Below are 19,764 nucleotides of genomic sequence, written 5' to 3'. Positions count from 1 at the left end.
GAACTTATTTCAGATATTAAAAATATCTTTATCGAACTTAATTCGAAAAAGGATGAGATTTGTTCGTTAGCATATGCCAGAAACTACCTTGTATAACTTAAACTTTAATCTGGGATACCTATATAGGGTTCCAACTTCAACTATTAAGTTATGCATGCTGCGAAAATAATCAGGAGCCACAATTTTCGAACATGCATAACTTAAGTTTTAGTAATGGAACCCTTTAGCAACACCTTAATTTCTATAATAATATTAAAAGCACCTAAGTGAAATCCTTAATATTATAAACTTTTCTTTTCTCTTTTAATTATCTTAACTTTCTATCTTCTTATTGTCATAGGGTTTCTTCCCTCACAAGGTACGCCACTTTGACATAGTCCACACCCTGATCCAGCTTTAGGACTAGCACCAATAACTTCAGCTTTTTTCCTTGATTCCTCACCATAAACATACTTCATACATTTTACTTTATCATGCCCTTCTCTTGTTATAGCATTTACAGGACATCTCTTTATACATGCTCCACATATGCCCTTACTGCATAGCAAGCAATTTTCCGTATGGTTTTTATATTTCCTCACATCAGGTGTGAGTTTTAGATCTGTTACTAAAGATATCAACTTAATTGCAATTCCCTTATCTGTAATAAAGGCATCATTTATAGAAAAAGTGCCTAACCCAGAAACATAAGCCACATGACGTTCTGACCAATTTGAGGTAGGACCGTTATGTGATCCAGTGATTTGGAACCACTGAGAATGATATGGTGCTATAGCTCTATATCCCATATCTTTAAAATAATTCTCCATATGAGTAGACAACGCTCTAATAAACACCTCGTCACCAAAGGTACGCGTTAATGTCCACTCTCTTGATGGCCAATCTTGCAATCCCCTGTTGCTTTTCCTTGTCTTTTCGTTTATAGGAAGTACTATACTAATAACAGTACCGCCACTAAAACTTCCTTCATCAAAGGCTAGTTCAAAAATTTCCTTAGGAGTGTAATGATGTTCACCTATTATGTTCTTATATTCTTTAAATAAATCATCTTCAGAATCAGCAAAACCTATAATTGGCTCTTCAAAATAATAACCATCAATTTCTTCAAACCAATTTTCTTTACTTTCTTTAAAAAAACTCTTAATTTCTTCTCTTATTTTGTTTTCCATAATACCCCTCCGCACTTTTAATATTTTATAACCAACAAGTAAATTTATATTTTCGTGCATATACACGATGTATGTTAAAAAAATTAAGGCACTAATGCCTCAATCTTCGAAAGTAATGTTGTAAAAGCATCAAGGTTATCTTTGCCTAAATAATCGTCTAAATAACTTTGAGCTTTTAGCCAAAGTACTTCTGCTGATCTATAAACTTCTTTTCCTTTATCTGTTAACTTCAGTTGTCTATTTCTAGTTCCTTCTATTGCTATATCATAGATGTATCCTCTTTCTTCAAGAGGTTTAAGATTTCTCACAAGAGTAGTTCTATCCAATCTTATACTAATTGCCAAATTACTTACGCTTACTGGTCCTAAAGCATCTATATGTTTAAGCAACGAAAACTGTCCTATTTTTAAACCACTAGGAGCAAGAAACTCGTCATATACTTCAGTTATAGCCTGAGATGCTCTTCGTAAATTAAGACAATTACACTTAGATGGTTTTTTATCATAAACTTTTATATCCATATTATCACCTTCTTATTTTAGTGTATCTACACTATCCTTATAATATGCCTTTGTTATGTTTTTGTCAATATCCACTAAAAGATAAAATAAAAGAAATATATAAGTCACAATAGCTTGAATTTTTATATACAAAAAAAGATAGCAATATCTATGCTACCTTACTTAATTTAATATATAATTATTTTTTAATTACAGTGTTGTCCATAATACATCCCACACCTTTAGGAACATTTAAATGCCCACTTTTATCTAATTTATAATGTTTACCTTCTATTGTGAACACTGAATCAGTTGTAAAACCATCGTTAAACCAATTACGCTGATTAAAAGCTCGTCTTTCAGCTTCTACTTGATACTCCGGATATACTAGTCCATTATCCACCAAATAAAACTTATTATCCTGCGAACTAGATTTAACCTCAAACCAACCTGGTTTAATTCCAATACTGCCTAATATATCTTTAACTTCTTTATTACTATACCCTCCTGTACGAACTAAGAAAGCACTACTATCTTGTAAGAGGCTAGAGATAAGCCTGGAAGTTTTACTTATCTCATTATAATCAGTGGGGGTTAAAGTAAAATTCTCATCTAGACCTAGTTCATTAAAAGGCATATAAGCATTCCCGTTATCATCAACAGTAAATATAGCCGTTGTTCCATTACTTGTATGTAATTTATAAAATGATCCATTGCTCAAGTTTAGAACATTATTATCTGATACAAGTTGTTCAACTTTCTTCCTATCTATTTCTACAATAGAAGAAAGTTTCTCCATGTTGGCTATTAGTTTTTTGCTTGTTTCAATGTTAATACTATCATTCATCTGAGCACTTAATTTCTTTTCAACTAAATTGTTAGCGGATTTTATCAGCTTTGAATTTGCACTATTTGAATTACAATTTCTCCATCTATTTAATATGGAATAATTATTAACTTTCACTGCTACTCAACTCCTTCAATTATAAAATGATATTGATGTACCACTTCGTATAAAACTTATATTTTCAAATTCTCCTCTCAGAACCCAAAGGCGTTTTGAAAATAGATTTCGGTTCGAACTGATACATCTTTGTAGGGTTCCTAGCTCAACTATTAAGTTATACATGCCCGAGAATCCACAGAAGCCGAGATTTTCGAACAAGTACAACTTAAGTTTCGACAAAGGAACCCTTTAGATGCATAGTTATAAAGTTAAAACTTATTTATTATAAACTTTCATTCTTGATGCTGTTGATGCACCATGTTGAAATAAAGTGTGTTTAGCCATCCGATGGCTTAACGGGCTTACACATTACCACTTAATTTAAACAACACTGTTAAAAAACACCTATTTTTTATATTTGTATTATGGTAAAACAGCATATACATAACTAAATGTAATTTGAGGAGTAAGCTTAAAATATGCTGTTGAGGTTGATACCGTTCCATCTAGCTTAAAGGCCCATTGATTTTTTAGAAGTTTATTACTAATTACAGGTACATTAGCAACATATGAATATGAAGAAGTTGTAATCCACGAAGAATCACTATAAACTTTTATACTTCTGCTTTGATTAGTTGCAGAATTAGTCTTTGTACCCTGTAAAGATACGTAATATACAACTGCATTATTTGGAATAGAGGTTACATTTCTAAGATCATACACAGCTTGTACTGATGATGTAGTTGGGGTCAATGTAAGCGCACTTGATGCATTATAAGTATAGGTATTTACTGTATAATCAGATCCACCTATAAAAAATCTATATTCTCCAGTAGTTAATGGTGAATACGCCTTAACATAATAATATCCTGCAACAGTGATATTTACATAGTATGGTGTTGCACCAAAATAAGCTGAGTTCTTTTGATAAGAGATACTTTTAACAAGATTTAGGCTTTCATCGTAAATATCAAAGAATCCTGTTGCACTAAGTGATGTACTATTTATTCCTAATATAGTATTACTATTTGCTGGTAGATAAACTTTATACCAATCTTCGTCAATGCTACTTGTTATACTTCCAATTACTACATTTTGCCCATCATAGTTACCAGTAACAACCTTAGATGGATCTTCATTATTCTTTTGAATTAGTTGTGCTGTGCTAGTTGAATCATTAGGTTCAACCTCATTTATAGTGGCAGCAAAAACTGTTTTACTAAACAATAAAACGAAACATAAACTAAAAATAATTATACCAATCTTTTTCATTTTAATACATTCCTTTCATCTTTTAACAATTATATCCATGCATCTATTTAAATAATCGTATATTTTTATATTTTCTTAACACGTTAATATAAAATTTGTTATATTTTTTATTTAAATAATCATTTATTTACGAATCAGCATGCATATATTGTTAATATCATTTTTCAAATCTATTTATTATATAAATCCTCTTAATAAACATGGTTTTATTTAGTACCCTACCTATTTGCCGCCACTATCTATTTCTAGTCTCAACGTAATTAAAAAGCACCTATCTTCCAAAGATAAGCGCTCACTTATACTTACGTCTTTATTTGTATATATCCGAAAACTCAATTTTAATTCTCTCAACATAATTTTCCTTAGTACTTGTTTGATTCTCGTTCCACTTCCTTAAACTTCCTTCATTTAACACTTTAACTGGTAACTTCACCGAAAATTTGGTCCCCTGACCACATTTGCTTTCTGCATAAATAGTTCCATTATGCATCTCAACTAGTGATTTTACTAGAGATAACCCTATTCCACTACCTTCATGTCTTCTTATAAATGTTTTATCTACTTGCCTAAACCTATCAAATATTATATTTAACTTTTGGCTTGGTATACCTATTCCTGTATCCTCTACTGTAATAGTTATATATTCTTCGCCATCTAGAATATTTACAAAAATTTTACCGCCGTCAGGTGTGAATTTTACTGCATTTGATAAAAGGTTAAGCATTATTCTTTCAATCTTGTCTAAATCGCAAGCCATTATCTTTTCTTCTATTTCAGTATCGAAAATAAGATCTAGATTATTATTATTTATATAGTCTGCTACCGATAAAGTAATTTCTTCAACAATATTTACAATATTACAATTGACCATATTTAATTCAAAATACCCTGAATCAAGTTTAGTAGAGTCGATTAAATTATTTAGAAGTCTTAATAATCTAAAACAATTTTGCTTCTCAACATTTAAGTTATTTATTATCTTTGCTTTATTAATAGAATTTTCATCTTTTTCAATTTCTGCTCCTATTACTTGTATCGCACCAAATATTATGTTTAGAGGCGTTCTCAACTCATGTGAAATATTTGCAAAGAATTCAGTTCTTAAATTTTCTAATTCATAGGCTTCTTCTTGCAAAGCTAGTTCACTCAACTTCCTATCGGTAATATCACGAACACTTACTACAATCTCATCTTTATCCTCAAATTTAATTGCACTAATATTAAATTCAGCCCAAAATTCATCATTATTTTTCGTCTTACAGATACACTCCAATACTATAGGTCTAGCGTTAGTTGCTTTATTAAAGGTTTGAAGCACTTTTTCCTTTGTTATCACAGACTTTGAGGATACCATTTCTATTATATTCATTTTTTTCAGTTGATCTTCAGAGTAGTTAAACATAAAATAAGCTCTACGATTTGCATCTACTATGTTTCCATTAAAGTCATTAATAAATATTGCGTCATTTACTGAATTAAAAATAGTATCAAGGTATTTTTGGTTTTTGGCAAGCTCTTTTTGTGAACTTTCATAATCTAATTGTCTTAATCCGCTTTCAGCTAAAGTAGTTACAAGTCCTAAATAATAATCTATGATACTCTTAACCTTTTTCCTTGTCCATCTTGGAACCTTACTTAGTGCTTCAATGTACTCATCCTCATCAAAATTAAATTCATGAGCTTGTCTTTTGAAGAACTCAATATCTACTTCTTCATCCTTATAAAAAAACTGTCCCATAAAAATTGTAGCTACGTGTTGTCCATATATGATAATAGGCACTCCTATATCCCACATATTGTTTAAACATTTGTATTCTATGTATTTATTTTCTTTTATATGGTCATTTATATACCTATCGCTAGCCAGACAACGGCTACAAGTAGTTGGATGAATTCTGTGAAATTTTGTACAAATATCCTGCCATCCAGCTTTTATATATATTGTCCCATCTGCATCAATAAGTCCCACAGGAATTCCGGATGCCTCATAAAGGCTTTCTGACATCTTTTTAAAGGAATCGATATTAAATACCTCCGAAAAATTTATCTTTCCCATACCTTACCCCTTTTATAAATATATTAAATATAAATCTCTGGCTACATTTAAACTTTTTCTGTATTTATACAAAGTTTCAGCTAACCTAACAATACTAAACTAAGCAATTGTTTAGAGAAGTTATTATTGTACAAATTATAATACAACCCCCAATATTATGTAAATATATTTTTACAATACAAATACCGATTAAAATGTAAAATGAAGGTAATTGTATATATAAAAAAATGCAGCACATCAAACTTTTCATTGAATATGCTGCATCTATAGATGTAATTTGAATAAATGTGCTTTTTAAAAGCTCTGTAATTCATTTCATTGACATGATAGATTATTACATCTTTATTTACTTATATTATTTAATTACTGACATTCCACCCATATAAGGTTGTAGTGCTACTGGAATATTTATAGATCCATCTTCATTTAAGTTGTTCTCTAAGAAAGCAATTAACATTCTTGGAGGTGCTACTACAGTATTATTTAGTGTATGTGCGAAGTATTTGCCGTCTTTTCCTTCTACACGTATTTTTAAACGACGTGCTTGAGCATCTCCTAAGTTTGAGCAGCTTCCTACTTCAAAGTACTTCTTTTGTCTTGGAGACCAAGCTTCTACATCAACTGATTTTACTTTAAGATCAGCGAGATCACCTGAACAACATTCCAAAGTTCTTACTGGTATATCTAATGAACGGAATAAATCTACTGTATCTTTCCATAGTTTATTGTACCAAACCATACTTTCTTCTGGTTTACATACAACAATCATTTCTTGTTTTTCAAATTGGTGAATTCTATAAACTCCTCTTTCTTCTATACCATGAGCTCCTTTTTCTTTTCTGAAGCATGGTGAGTAACTAGTTAAAGTGTGAGGAAGTGAAGCTTCTGGTAGTATTGTATCTATATACTTACCTATCATAGAATGTTCACTTGTTCCTATAAGGTATAAATCTTCACCTTCTATTTTGTACATCATTGCATCCATTTCAGCAAAACTCATAACTCCAGTTACCACTTCACTACGAATCATGAAAGGTGGTATGCAATATGTAAATCCACGATTTATCATAAAATCTCTAGCATATGATATAACTGCAGAATGAAGTCTAGCTATATTGCCCATTAGGTAGTAAAAACCATTTCCAGCAACCTTTCTAGCACTATCCAAATCAATACCGCTAAGTTTTTCCATGATTTCAGTGTGATATGGAATGTCAAAGTCAGGTACTACTGGTTCACCAAAACGTTCAACTTCTACATTTTCGCTATCATCCTTGCCTATTGGAACACTTGGATCTATGATGTTTGGAATTATCATCATTATATCCTTAACTTTTTTTTCAAGCTCGCCTTCTTTTGCTTCCAGCTCTGCTAAACGCTCAGAATTTGCAGCAACTTGTTTTTTCATTTCTTCAGCTTCTTCTTTTTTTCCTTGAGCCATTAATCCACCAATGCTCTTTGAGATCTTATTTCTATTTGCTCGTAAAGAATCTGCTTCCTGCTTTGCATTTCTTAGTTCAGCATCTAAAGCTATAACTTCATCAACTAAACCTAACTTATTATCTTGAAACTTATTTTTTATGTTTTGTTTTACTATTTCAGGGTTTTCCCTTACAAATTTTAAATCTAACATAATTTACCCTCCTGATACATTTATCTATTTATAATATTTTATAAGCATAATAATATAAGCAATTACCTAAATGGTTACTTTTACATTGTAAGATAATAATTGATAATTTACAATCCTATCTTTAAATACTATATTCATTATAATAATCAATGTCTAAACACATTCAAATTTAAACCTATTAATAATGATTAAAGAGACTATTATTTGTAATGCCACATAAATTTTGAAAATGAAAAAATCGCTGAAGCCCACGCATCCTCATCCATAGGTCTCATTGAATTATAATTTCCTAAAGAATAAAAAAACCCCCATCCCAAATATAAAAAACTGGGACGGAAGTACTCCGCGTTGCCACCCAAATTGCTGAAATAATAAAAAATCAGCCACTCGAAAGTAATATAAAGGTTACCAGCCTTTCGATTCATCACCGACAGCTCCAAAAGTGGAAAGATTTATCCTTTCACCGATTTGCACCAACCATCGGCTCTCTGAAGAAATTCAAAAATCGTAGCTTTTATAATCACTGCTTTTTGTATATGTTGTTATTATGTATCAATTATATATAATATTATACAGATTTTCAAGTGAGAATAAGTATTTTTCCCTTAAATCACTAATAAAAGTGTTTTTATTTGTATAAACCCCATAATTTTTGTAATTTTAAGTTGCTAAAATTACAGTTATTAATATAATTCATCTCTTTCATCTTCATATAGCCAACCCTCTTCTTCAGAATAATTAAATATATCATTCAAAGATATGTCATATCCCTTTGCAAATACAGCTGGATTTCTTTTATATTGTTTAATCAATTCATCTGAAAGTTTACTAGTTCTCATTTCTTCTTCAAATATTAAAGCCTTCAAATAAGTACTACCAATAAGTTCTCTAACTACATTATATCTGTAGCTTTTATCAATACATATATACAATCTACAGATTATTGGTCTTTGCTCGTAAATTGTGCAATAGTTTTCCTCAGTAATGAAATGACAATTTTTTTCTTTATCTAATACATATTGGTCAAACTCTCTATAATAGTTTCTCTTTTTAACAAGCTTCTTTTTAACATAATCTGAAGCACACCTTTCATCCCAATTACTAATTCTGTTTACACACACATTGTCCATTTCTACAGACCAAGCTTTTTTACAGCAGCTTTCTTTGCAAGTATCACAAGGAATCGGATTATTGTTTAAGAATATGTCAATTGCCTCTAGCACATCTTTTACGGTTGTTTCTTTATTAATTTTATCGTAATTAACTTTTCCCTCTGAGTCAAATAATAGGTTCATATGATTTCTCCTTAAATTTCTATGTCTTGTAGTAAGGTTATATATAGATGTACCACTTCGAACCGAAATCTATTTTTAAATCTCTTACAGCTTCTGGTAAGAGAATTTAAAAACAATAAGTTTTCATATGATAATATCTATATACTATATATCATCCTCTTTGATTTCATAATTAGCAAGTCTTTCTTCTACATATTTAATACTCGCAATATTGTTTACAATTAAACTTACTATCATTATAATTATTCCAGTTAAAACTAGTATAAGACTTATTCCCGAACCTGGCTTACTTCCAATAATGAAACTTATGCCCTTCCATTTTGAACTAGCTACAGCTGGTTCTAAAATATTATCTACTAAAAATCCAGTTAAAACAAATGACATCGGGACTATTGCATTTGAGATCTGCGCTACTGCTGCAAATACTCTTCCTTGCAATCTAGGAGGAACCTTCACTTGAATAATAGACTTAAACATAGCATTTATTATTGGTAGCGGCATCATAAGAATAAACAGCGAAACACCCAAAAGCAGTGGCATGCGTGCTATACCGAACACTAGGAACATCACAGCACTTATACTTATTCCAAGTAAAATAGTGTTTACTCTAGTGAACTTAAACTTTAGAATTGCAATAATAGCTGCACCTATAAAGGCACCTAAGTTCATTACTCCTAAAATTATTGATAAAATAAATGAACTCCCATTTATCTTAGTGACATAAGGTATTACCAGTTCAAGAGGCCCATTTATCATAAAATTTATAAATGTAACATATATTGTTAAACCAAATAATCCCTTAGCATTAAGTAAGTATTTAAAGCCAATTCCTAGCTCTTTAGCAAAACTTTCTTTATCTTGTATGAGATTTTCTTGAATCTCTGGATCAGGTATATTAACAAATATTAGTACTATAACAGCCACAATAAAGGTTATAAAATCTATTATCAGTATTCCTTTTATGCCTATCATTACATAAAGAAATCCTGATACTACCGGAGCTATTACTCCAGCCAAAGGGAAAGTCATCTCTTTTATAGCATTCACTCTATCTCTATGAGTTTCAGGAACCATCATTGTGGTTGCTGCATCAGCTGCGATACTTTCAAACAATGTAAAAACACCTTGAACTATAACTGCAGCATATATTAAATATATATTTAGCTTATTGCTAAATGCACTTACAAATAGGAGTATAGTTCCAACAGCCTGCCCTAAATCTCCAAATATCATTGCATATTTTCTCTTCCACCTATCAACTGCAATCCCCGCAACTCCTCCAAAAAATACAGCAGTTATTTCATTAAAGAAAGGTATAAGAAGTAAATAAGTGGTACTTCCTTTTACTTGAAATAACCATAGTCCAACAGCTATGGCTGACATTCTACTGCCTATTAATGATAGTCCTTGAGTAATTATTAAAATATATAAAGTATATAGTTTCTTCATCGATATATCCTCCTGTTATCAAAAATCACTAATCAGATATTTATAATTCTTTTAACTTATATCTTTTTTTGAACGAATATGATGAATTTTTCTCTTTTTCTACTCTTTAGTTCAAGCTTTATTCAAAACATTGTAATTTTATAAGCTAATAACTAAATTAGAGCAGATTATGCTAATTAGAAAAATAAAGGTCGCAAATAAGCGTACTCATTTGCGACCTCGAAAACAACATATCAAATAGGCTTAAAAGCGAAGTTCTAATATGCCATCATATAAAGTTCAAAATGCACTCATTGTTCTTAACAATCAAGTTAAAAGCACAGCAAACAGTCCTTCTAAAAAGGCATTTTAGTACAATCAACTTCAGTATTTAATTTCTACTATTTATTAAGAACAGTGATGATGATTAACATTCGGATAGATTCCCCTTTACTTTAAATATACTCTGTATTATATAGATTTTAGACTATTACGTCAATCATTGAAATGATTAATCGTTGATAATATCCAAGTACCACCATTTTATAATAGCTATATTTGTAACGTTTTCAATTCGGTGAAAAATATGTCTATAATGGTTTGACTTCCATATCATATCTCCGCAATTGAATATTGTTTTCAATTAGATTCTAATATATACTTTTATTATAATTCAGAAAATTCAACTTAATAATATACATATCAACATAAGGAGCTATTATAAATGAAATCTATATTTTTCCAAACATCTAACGAAGCAATAAATTATACAAGATCTAATGAAGGAAAAGGCTTTATTTTATTCTCAAATATTGACTTAATAGCAGAATTATCTAAAGAGATTTCTTCAAATGTAGTACTCTGCTCTACTGCTGGAGAATATAGTATAAAGGGATATAAAAACGGTGTAATATCAGGCTTTGAATATAATCTTTCAGATGCAGAGACAGTTGAAATATTATATCCACCAATCAAAAGTATTACTAATTTAAAATCCTCTTATAATAAAGTAAAAAATAACGAGAATGCATTTGGACTTTTACTTTGCGATGGACTTACAGGAATGGAAGAAACCATTATCACAACTTTACACTTTATGGATGATAAGTTCAAAATTATCGGCGGAAGTGCAGGCGATAATCTTAAGTTTAAAGAAACCCTAATTTATATAGGTCCAAAACGTGTTCATAGTGTAATAGTCTTCTTCAATTTGAAAAGTCGAATTCATATGGTTAAGGAAAATATATATGTACCTACAGGAATTAGGTTGCTGGTCACTGAATCCGATGCTATAAGCAGAACAGTAAAATCTTTTAATAGAAATCCTGCTAGTTCAGAGTATGCAAGAGCTTTAAACATCAAAGAATCTGATTTGTCTAATTATTTTATGAATAATCCACTAGGCAAATTATATAAGGATGAGATTTTTATAGCTTCTCCAATGAAAGTAAATGCTGATAAGTCCATAACTTTTTACTGTCAGCTTATGCCTAACACCTTTGTAGAAGTTTTAAAACCAATTGATCCAATTGAACAAGTTAATAGCACTCTGCGCAGCATTCCCTTTAAACCTTCTTTTTTACTTGCGATTAACTGTATTTTAAGAAGTTTAAAGTTTCAACAAGAAAATCTATGGAATGATATAGATAAAAAAATCCTAACTTACTGTCCTAACACCACTGGATTTATAAGTTATGGCGAACAGTTTTATAAGGCACATGCAAATCAAACTATGGTAATACTAGCAGTGCAATAAATAAGGAGAAAACTGATATGTTTAAATTATTTACTAAAGATAAACAGAATAACGTTAATACAGATCAAATCGTAGTAAGCAATAACTATATATATGATGAGAAATGCTTTAGACACATTAACGAAGTTATTGATCTCACATCGGAAATACAGAAAAATGTTGATAGGCTTGTAAAAGAAGAAGGTACGATGACATATGGCTTAGACAAACTTTTGAAAGGAACAGAGTATACTACTGATCAGACTGAACAAGTAAACGAATACCTACAGGTTTTATCTGAAAATAGTGATAAAACAAAATCTCTTGTTGATGGTGTATTTGAAAGTTTAGATAATTCTCAAAAGGAAATAGAGTATGCAAAAGATGATTTTAGTGACTTGGTACATAAGGTTAGTACTGTTTCAGATGTATTTGAAGAGTTTTTAAAGCTAATTTCAGACATTCAGATTCACTATAACAGTATACAAGGCTTTGCAAGTATAATAACAAGTATTGCTGAACAGACAAATTTGCTTTCTTTAAATGCTGCAATTGAAGCAGCTAGAGTTGGCGAAGCAGGTAGAGGCTTTACAGTTGTTGCTAATGAGATAAAAAAACTTTCTGTAGATACTCAAAAAAATGCAAAGGATATTATGTCTTCACTTAGCAATCTAACCTCATCAATGGATCAATTAGTCAATAAATCTACTGAAGGCTCAGTAGTCATAAAAAACACAACAGAACTTATTAAAGGCTCCTCTACAATGTTAAATAAGATAATAGATGCAGAATCCAATGTATACAAAAATGTTCAAGGTGTACAAGATTCTCAAAACATCAATTTAGAAGGCATAAAAGAAATCTCAAATAACCTATCAAATTTAGTAAACAAGTCAAAGACTGAGAATCAGCAATTAGAAACCATTGTTTACAGTATCCAAAAAAAGGCTGACTTTTATATGCACATACTTAATAATCTAAATCAAATAAGAATTCTGGAAAACAATTAGTTTAATACATATAAAACGTGAAAAGGTTGCTCGAATTGCAACCTCTTCACATTTAATTATATAAATTTTTATAAAAAATCTTTTACTTAAAGCAAAATGAGCATCTCTACCACTTTCACAGCTTCCTCCACCTGGCCAATGTTTAACCATAGCATTTACGCTTTCATAACCCCATCCCTCTTCTATTTCATTTTTCCCCTCAGAACTTTGAAATCAATTACAATAAGCTTCTGCTAAATCTCTAGCTAAAAAAGGATCTTCTCCTAAGGTTCCAGTAAATCTCATCCATCTATGATCTGTTGCAATATCTACCTGAAGAGATAAAGCAGTAGCTATACCAAGCGCCCTGTATTCCTTTGAAGCAATATCTCCAAACTTGCTAACTTCTTTACTATCAAAGGTTGCAGCTAATCCTAATGGTTCTGGCCATTTAGAGATATCCCCTCCAGCCCCTGCATTGAACTCAGCATTAGCAGTTGTTGTATGCCTTGGATCACTGCTTATATTTACCGGTATACCAAATCCAAGTCCTTCAACAAATGCTTGAAGATTATTATTCCAGACTGCTGCTGTTTTAGCATCATCCACTGCTGTTACAAGTACGTGTCTTAAATTGTCATCTGCAAGAAACTTTCTTTGTTGGTCTGTTAAATCAGCAATTTTAACATCAGCCTCATCAAAAGTTTTACCGTTATAAGTTCCATCAAAAGCTTTCGAGAAACATTTTTTCCACCTTCATTTATAACAATTAATAGTCACCTTTATCAACTCTCCTCCAATTTCTCATAAATCCCCCTTCACTCAATTCGTTTATTTTATAATGATTTTGAATTCAAATAATCATCAATACTTCTAATAAAAAATTCTTTAAATCCAGAAATAACTCCTAAGCTTTCACTTTTTTCATCTTCTAAATCATAATAGTATTTCATAGTTTCTATATCTACAGATAAAGTATCTAACGGAAATCCTTCTCTATATCTTTTGTGAGGCTTGTCTATAATATAAAACTTCTCAGAACATATATCCTCACCATCATACTTATAAATATGATCACTATCTATATATAAACATATACCATTTTTATAATACGCAGTTAGTCTTCCTCCGTATTTTGCTGCTAAATTACTATAGTAGTCAATCATTTCCCTGTAAGATAAATCTTCACCATGTATCCTTTTTACTAATACACCAGGTTGATCCTCTTCCTCTACTTCCTCAAAGAACAATCCAGTGTCACATGAAAATACAGGTTTCTTAAGTTGCTCATAGTAAGTAGTAGCTTTTTGTATAGCATTAGCTAATGGATCCTTTCCAGTTTCATCAGATTCCCTTAGTTTGAAATCAACACTGTTAATACCTGTAATTTCGATATCAATTCCATCAAGCATCTTCCTCATACTGGTGATTTTTGATGGATTATATGTACCATATATTAACTTCATTATGCTTTCCCTTCATTCTTATAATATATTGATTATTTGTAATTATATCATAATAATACCAAAATGTTTTTTTATGTGGAGCTAGTTAATTTTCTATTTTTGAAAAACATAGTTATTTAATTTCTGTTAATTAATTTACTAGAACAAATACTAATAACACTATATTTTTTAAATTAGCCATTAATCCTAAAAAGAATTCTATTTTACATTATCTAAAAATCAACTCCATATACAGTAAGAATATCCAGTAAAGTTTGTGCACATTTTGTCGAAATATGTAGTACAGATACTATTCAAAATAAACTTTGATAGCAGTTGGTATTATCATTTATTAAAAATACTAGTTTAAACAAGGAGGCTTTTATGAGAAGTATAAAAACCAAGATTGCAATTACAGTTTCCTCTCTTTTCTTAGCAATTTTACTCACTGCAAGTTTTATTATTTATGGAATTGCTTATAATACCATAGAAAATGAGACTACTAGCAAAATGCAAGTTTCCGCAGAAAAATATGCTGAGTATATAAATGGCTGGATGGATGGACAAGGAAAAATATTAAATGAGATTAAGAGCAACATTGAAGGCAGAAAACAGCTAGATGATGCTGAACTTTTAGATTATTTAAAGTCCAAATTAAAATCAAACCCATCTACTACTGATGTATATATGGGGTTCAAAGATAAAAAAATGCTTGATGGTTCAGGTTGGACTGCACCAGCTGATTATGATCCAACACAAAGAGTATGGTATAAAACTGCTTTAGCTAACAAAGCATTAACATATACTGAGCCTTTTTTTGATAAGGCTACTCAAAAGATAGTTGCATCTATTTCAGTTCCAATTTCATTTAACGGTGAAGTAATAGGTGTTCTTAGCACAGATATTAACTTAGGCACCCTTACAGATGTTCTAAATAAGGCAAAACCTATAGATAATAGTTATGCTTTTTTAATAGACCAAAATAACAATATTATGCTACATCCTAACAAGGACTTTCAACCAACTGAAAAAGAGAATAAAAATTTGAGCGATATCTTCAATGGAAATTACATGAAAATAATCGAAAATAGCTCTACAAAATTATTAACACTAAAAGATTATGATGGAGTTAATAAATACTTTATTTCATCAAAAGTACAAGTTTCAAAATGGACTATTGGTTTCGCGGTACCTACAGATGAATTTAAGAAGCCACTTAACTCTCTTATATTGTGTTTTGCTATTATAATTATAGTTGCTATAATTTTATCAGTTAGTTTCTCAATTATTATTGGAAATAGACTTGCTAAACCCATATTAGATTTATCAAAACTAATAGACGATACTAAGAACTTAAATTTAATTTATAATCAAAGATACGAATATATACTTAAAGATAAAACTGAAATAGGTACTATAGGAAAGTCGATTATTGATCTAAGAAACCAACTTAGAAGTATAGTTGGTGAATTAAATCATAACTCTAAAGAAATAGTTGACTTTACAAGTGATGTTGCTGAATCAGCAAAAGAAACTACACAATCAATTGAAGCAGTTACAAAGGCTGTTGTAGAAATTGCTGAAGGTTCTACAGTACAAGCTCAGAATGCTACTAGTGGGGTCGAAAAGCTAGGAGGACTTGCCGATAAAATCAGTACAATTGTATCAAGTGCTGAAAAATTAAAGTTGAATTCAATATCTACAGAAGGGATAACAAACAATGGAGCTAAATCAACTAATTTATTATCTTCAAACTTAAGGGAAAGCAGTAATTCTGCAGATCAAGCTTTTAAAAATATAAGCTTGCTTTCAGAGAAATCAGATTCCATAGGTGAAATCGTAAACACAATTGAGTCTATAGCCGCACAAATTAACTTATTAGCATTAAACGCAGCAATTGAAGCAGCTAGAGCTGGTGAATCCGGACGAGGCTTTGCAGTGGTAGCTGAAGAGGTAAGAAAACTTGCAGAGCAAACCTCTATATCAACTAAAGATATTTCAAATATGATAAAAGAAATACAGGATGAGATTAGCATAGCAAACAATAACATGGGAAATGCTCAAAATTTAAGTAAAGAAGCTAATCTATCTATGATAGAAACTGAAAAATCCTTTGAAACAATAAGAAACTCTACTATGAAAATCACCACACAGATTGATGAATTAATAAGCAAAATTACTGAAGTTGATAAAGATAAGATCCATGTAATGAGTTCAATTGAAGAGATCATGGCTGTTTCTGAAGAGTCAGCTGCTGCCTCTGAAGAGGTTTCTGCTTCTATGGAAGAGCAAACGAGCGCAATGACTGTAATTTCAGATAATACTGATAATCTTAAACAAATTTCAAATAAGCTTGCTGAAGTTGTGAGTAGATTTAAGATTTAAACTTACATTATATCCATTTTTATGTATTTTCCTTAAAACTCAAAAAGAACCATGAATAAGGTATATTACTTCCTTATTCATGGTTCTTTTAATTGTAAAGAAAAATCAGGATTTTTGTATTTATTTTAAAATCAATCCATATTTAATGTATGATGATGCTATTATGAAGATCATCATATATTATAATTTATTTAAGCAATCCTTCATTTTGTAGATAATTCTTTGCAACCTCCTGAGCTGTTTTTCCTTCTACATTTACTTCATAATTCATTTTAGCCATTTCATCGTCCGTTATCTTACCTGATAATTTATTAAGAACAGTGCTTATCTCAGGATATTTCTTAAGAGTACTTTCAAGCATAAGTGGTGCTCCTTGATATGGTGGAAAAAACTTTTTATCATCTTCTAATACTTTTAGATTATATTGAACAATTTCACTATCAGTAGAGTAAGCGTCTAGAAGATTTATGTCTCCTGATTTTATTGCATTATATCTTAATTTGGGTTCCATTGTTTTTAAATTATTAAAGTTTACTGAATAAACTTTTTGAAGTCCCTTATATCCATCATCTCTATCAGAAAACTCAAGAGTAAATCCTACCTTAAGCTGTTTTTCAATATTTCTTAAATCGGATATCTTATTTAGTTTATATTCTTTTGCAAGCTCTGGTGATATTGCAATAGCATAAGTATTATTGTACTTCATAGGTTTTAGAAGTTCCATACTAAAGTTATTTTCCATACCAACACGTGCCTGCTCATAAACCTCTTCTGGGTCATGGCTTTTTGCATTTTCCTTTACAAAGGTTTCAAGAGCTGTCCCTGTAAATTCAGGGTATATATCAATATCACCTGATTTCAGTGCATTGAATAAGAAGCTAGTTTTTCCCATTCCAGGCTTTAATGTTACATGTAAATTTGTTTCATCTTCAAGCATTAGTTTGTACATATTAATCAAAATCTCTGGCTCTGAACCTAGTTTACCAGCTATTACAATCTCATTTTTTTGTGAGCTTAGATACGGAACTAAAATTATACTTAATGTCATAATAATAGCTACTCCAACTGCTACAATTGATTTTTTTAGTGTGGATTTTTCAAGATAGCGTAGCACTACATCAAACAAAATTGCAAGTAAGGCCGCTGGAATTGCTCCAATTAGAATAAGACTATTATTGTTACGGTCTATACCAAGAAGAATCAAATCTCCAAGACCTCCTGCTCCAACTAAAGCAGCTAGGGTAGCCGTTCCAATTATCATTACCATTGAAGTTCTTATACCTGCCATTATAACTGGCATCGCCAATGGTATTTGAACTTTAAAAAGTTTTCTGCTGCTATTCATCCCCATAGCATCAGCGGCTTCTATTAAAGCAGGATTAATTTCTTTAATTCCAGTATAAGTATTTCTTAGTATAGGTAAAATAGCATAAATTACTAAAGCTATTATTGCAGGAACCTTGCCAATACCTACTAATGGAATAAGAACTCCGAGCAGAGCAAGAGAAGGTATTGTCTGAAAAATAGCTGCTATTTGTATAGTCATCTCACCAAAACGCTTATGTTTTGTTATATATATACCAAGTGGCACAGCTATGATTACTGCAATAAATATAGCTATAAATGAAATTTGCATATGTTGAAGTAATGCTGCACCTAACTGCCCTTTTCGTTCTAAAAGCGTTGAAAAAAATGTATTCATTATACTTCACCATCCTTTTCAAGCTTATTAGCCACAAACTTGACCAAATGTCCCATATTTAAAGTCCCTATAACTTTTCCATTCTGCTCTATTTTAATAATTTTTTCTTTTGTAAGTAGTGAAAATAAGTTTTCAAGTGACTCTTCAGTATTGATACAATTAATATCTTCGTTATACTCCATATTGTCATATAGACCTTCTTCTACGAAATCCTTCACCCTGTAATCTGATTCAAAAAGTGATGTTTTATATACATTGCCAGATTTAAAAAAGTTCCTTACAAAATCATTTTTAGGATTTTTAATAATTTCATCTGGCGTATCGCATTGAACTATCTTTCCTTCTTGCATTATACAAATTCTATCGCCTAGCGCTAAAGCCTCTTGCATATCATGAGTTACAAATACAATAGTTTTATTTATTTTCTTCTTAAGCTTTACCATATCTTGCTGCAGCCTTTTACGACTAATAGGATCTAATGCACTGAAGGGTTCGTCCATTAAGATAATATTTGGATCAGCAGCTAAGGCACGAACAACTCCGACTCTCTGCTGTTCACCACCGGAAAGCTCTGATGGCTTTCTATTTAGGTATTTTTCAGGTTCTAGCCCAACATTTTCTAAAAGATTAGTTATCCTATCTTTAACTTTTTTCTTGTCCCATTTTTTAAGTTCTGGTACTATTGCTACATTTTCTTCAATGGTCATATGAGGAAACAGTGCAATTTGCTGCAATACATATCCTATATTCCACCTAAGTTCATGAATATTATATTCACTAATCTTCTTATCATCTAGATAGATTGTTCCTTCACTTAAATCTATCAAACGATTAATCATCTTAAGTGTAGTTGTTTTACCGCACCCACTTGGCCCGATAAGCACAAAAAACTCTCCATCATTGATAGTTAGATTTAAAGAATCAACGGCTTTATTTTCATCATTATAACACTTAGATACATTTTCAAATTTAATCATATACTTTACTCCTTATATTTTCACTTACTATATAAGCTTTTCTATTTAAATGTTAAAACTTACTGCTATTTGACCAAGTGTGTTCTTAAAATTCCTTTTATCTTATACAAATATAGATCTGCTACTTCAATCTCACAAAATTTCTTTATAAATTATATTTTAATTTCTTTATAATCTATACCACTATCTCTAAAAATAAAGCTTTCAAAATAATCTTTGGTTTACACTTAGA

At 30.7% G+C, this 19,764-nt stretch carries 15 protein-coding genes and 1 other annotated feature; of the genes, 3 read left to right on the top strand and 12 right to left on the bottom strand.

What is annotated here, in order from left to right:
• Window positions 1-320 precede the first annotated feature (320 nt).
• The 8 genes from JHL18_RS15050 to JHL18_RS15015 form a co-directional block, all read right to left on the bottom strand.
• Entirely contained in the window at window positions 321-1,169 is an 849-nt protein-coding gene (locus JHL18_RS15050; protein ID WP_200270626.1) for a (Fe-S)-binding protein, read from the bottom strand.
• Between the two features lie 83 nt (window positions 1,170-1,252).
• On the bottom strand, window positions 1,253-1,690 hold the full coding sequence (locus tag JHL18_RS15045; RefSeq protein WP_200270624.1) for a MarR family winged helix-turn-helix transcriptional regulator: 438 nt from the start codon (window positions 1,688-1,690) through the stop codon (window positions 1,253-1,255).
• A gap of 178 nt (window positions 1,691-1,868) precedes the next feature.
• Window positions 1,869-2,633, bottom strand: a complete 765-nt coding sequence (locus JHL18_RS15040; RefSeq protein WP_200270622.1) for a hypothetical protein — start codon at window positions 2,631-2,633, stop codon at window positions 1,869-1,871.
• Window positions 2,634-3,038: 405 nt separating this feature from the next.
• Window positions 3,039-3,887 carry a hypothetical protein gene (locus JHL18_RS15035; protein WP_200270620.1) on the bottom strand — a complete coding sequence of 283 codons (849 nt, stop codon included), beginning with the start codon at window positions 3,885-3,887 and terminating at the stop codon, window positions 3,039-3,041.
• A gap of 310 nt (window positions 3,888-4,197) precedes the next feature.
• Window positions 4,198-5,943, bottom strand: coding sequence for a sensor histidine kinase (locus JHL18_RS15030; protein WP_200270618.1), 1,746 nt, complete (start codon window positions 5,941-5,943; stop codon window positions 4,198-4,200).
• A 355-nt stretch (window positions 5,944-6,298) separates the two neighbouring features.
• Complete coding sequence (gene serS, locus JHL18_RS15025; protein WP_200270616.1) at window positions 6,299-7,576, bottom strand: serine--tRNA ligase; 1,278 nt, start codon at window positions 7,574-7,576, stop codon at window positions 6,299-6,301.
• Between the two features lie 325 nt (window positions 7,577-7,901).
• Window positions 7,902-8,109, bottom strand: a binding site (T-box leader).
• 150 nt (window positions 8,110-8,259) lie between these two features.
• A complete protein-coding gene (locus JHL18_RS15020; protein WP_200270614.1) occupies window positions 8,260-8,871 on the bottom strand; it encodes a YkgJ family cysteine cluster protein in 612 nt (203 codons plus the stop codon).
• Window positions 8,872-9,015: 144 nt separating this feature from the next.
• A complete protein-coding gene (locus tag JHL18_RS15015) occupies window positions 9,016-10,320 on the bottom strand; it encodes an MFS transporter (protein WP_200270612.1) in 1,305 nt (434 codons plus the stop codon).
• Window positions 10,321-11,023: 703 nt separating this feature from the next.
• Between JHL18_RS15015 and JHL18_RS15010 the strand changes: the two genes are divergently transcribed.
• On the top strand, window positions 11,024-12,055 hold the full coding sequence (locus JHL18_RS15010) for an FIST signal transduction protein (RefSeq protein ID WP_200270610.1): 1,032 nt from the start codon (window positions 11,024-11,026) through the stop codon (window positions 12,053-12,055).
• A gap of 17 nt (window positions 12,056-12,072) precedes the next feature.
• Window positions 12,073-13,044: a methyl-accepting chemotaxis protein gene (locus JHL18_RS15005; RefSeq protein ID WP_200270608.1), complete on the top strand. Its 972-nt coding sequence runs from the start codon at window positions 12,073-12,075 to the stop codon at window positions 13,042-13,044.
• A 213-nt stretch (window positions 13,045-13,257) separates the two neighbouring features.
• On the opposite strand, the gene JHL18_RS25980 is transcribed toward JHL18_RS15005, so the two are convergent.
• Together JHL18_RS25980 and JHL18_RS14995 are read right to left on the bottom strand one after the other, a co-directional pair.
• Window positions 13,258-13,704: a glycoside hydrolase family 3 N-terminal domain-containing protein gene (locus tag JHL18_RS25980; RefSeq protein ID WP_338025471.1), complete on the bottom strand. Its 447-nt coding sequence runs from the start codon at window positions 13,702-13,704 to the stop codon at window positions 13,258-13,260.
• A gap of 155 nt (window positions 13,705-13,859) precedes the next feature.
• Complete coding sequence (locus tag JHL18_RS14995) at window positions 13,860-14,489, bottom strand: non-canonical purine NTP pyrophosphatase (RefSeq protein WP_200270606.1); 630 nt, start codon at window positions 14,487-14,489, stop codon at window positions 13,860-13,862.
• A 363-nt stretch (window positions 14,490-14,852) separates the two neighbouring features.
• Between JHL18_RS14995 and JHL18_RS14990 the strand changes: the two genes are divergently transcribed.
• Window positions 14,853-16,853 carry a methyl-accepting chemotaxis protein gene (locus JHL18_RS14990; protein ID WP_200270604.1) on the top strand — a complete coding sequence of 667 codons (2,001 nt, stop codon included), beginning with the start codon at window positions 14,853-14,855 and terminating at the stop codon, window positions 16,851-16,853.
• 187 nt (window positions 16,854-17,040) lie between these two features.
• On the opposite strand, the gene JHL18_RS14985 is transcribed toward JHL18_RS14990, so the two are convergent.
• Both JHL18_RS14985 and JHL18_RS14980 read right to left on the bottom strand, forming a co-directional pair.
• Window positions 17,041-18,555, bottom strand: a complete 1,515-nt coding sequence (locus tag JHL18_RS14985; protein WP_200270602.1) for an ABC transporter permease/substrate-binding protein — start codon at window positions 18,553-18,555, stop codon at window positions 17,041-17,043.
• The gene (locus tag JHL18_RS14980) at window positions 18,555-19,532 is read right to left on the bottom strand and encodes an ABC transporter ATP-binding protein (RefSeq protein ID WP_200270600.1); all 978 of its coding nucleotides are present in this window, start codon (window positions 19,530-19,532) and stop codon (window positions 18,555-18,557) included. The genes JHL18_RS14985 and JHL18_RS14980 overlap by 1 nt, the downstream gene beginning before the upstream one ends.
• Window positions 19,533-19,764 lie beyond the last annotated feature (232 nt).

This window comes from Clostridium yunnanense (genome assembly GCF_016595795.1).
In the GTDB taxonomy this organism is placed as follows: Bacteria; Bacillota; Clostridia; order Clostridiales; family Clostridiaceae; genus Clostridium_AR; species Clostridium_AR yunnanense.
Note: the sequence above shows the minus strand (reverse complement) of the source record. Positions and strands in the feature narration are given on the sequence as shown.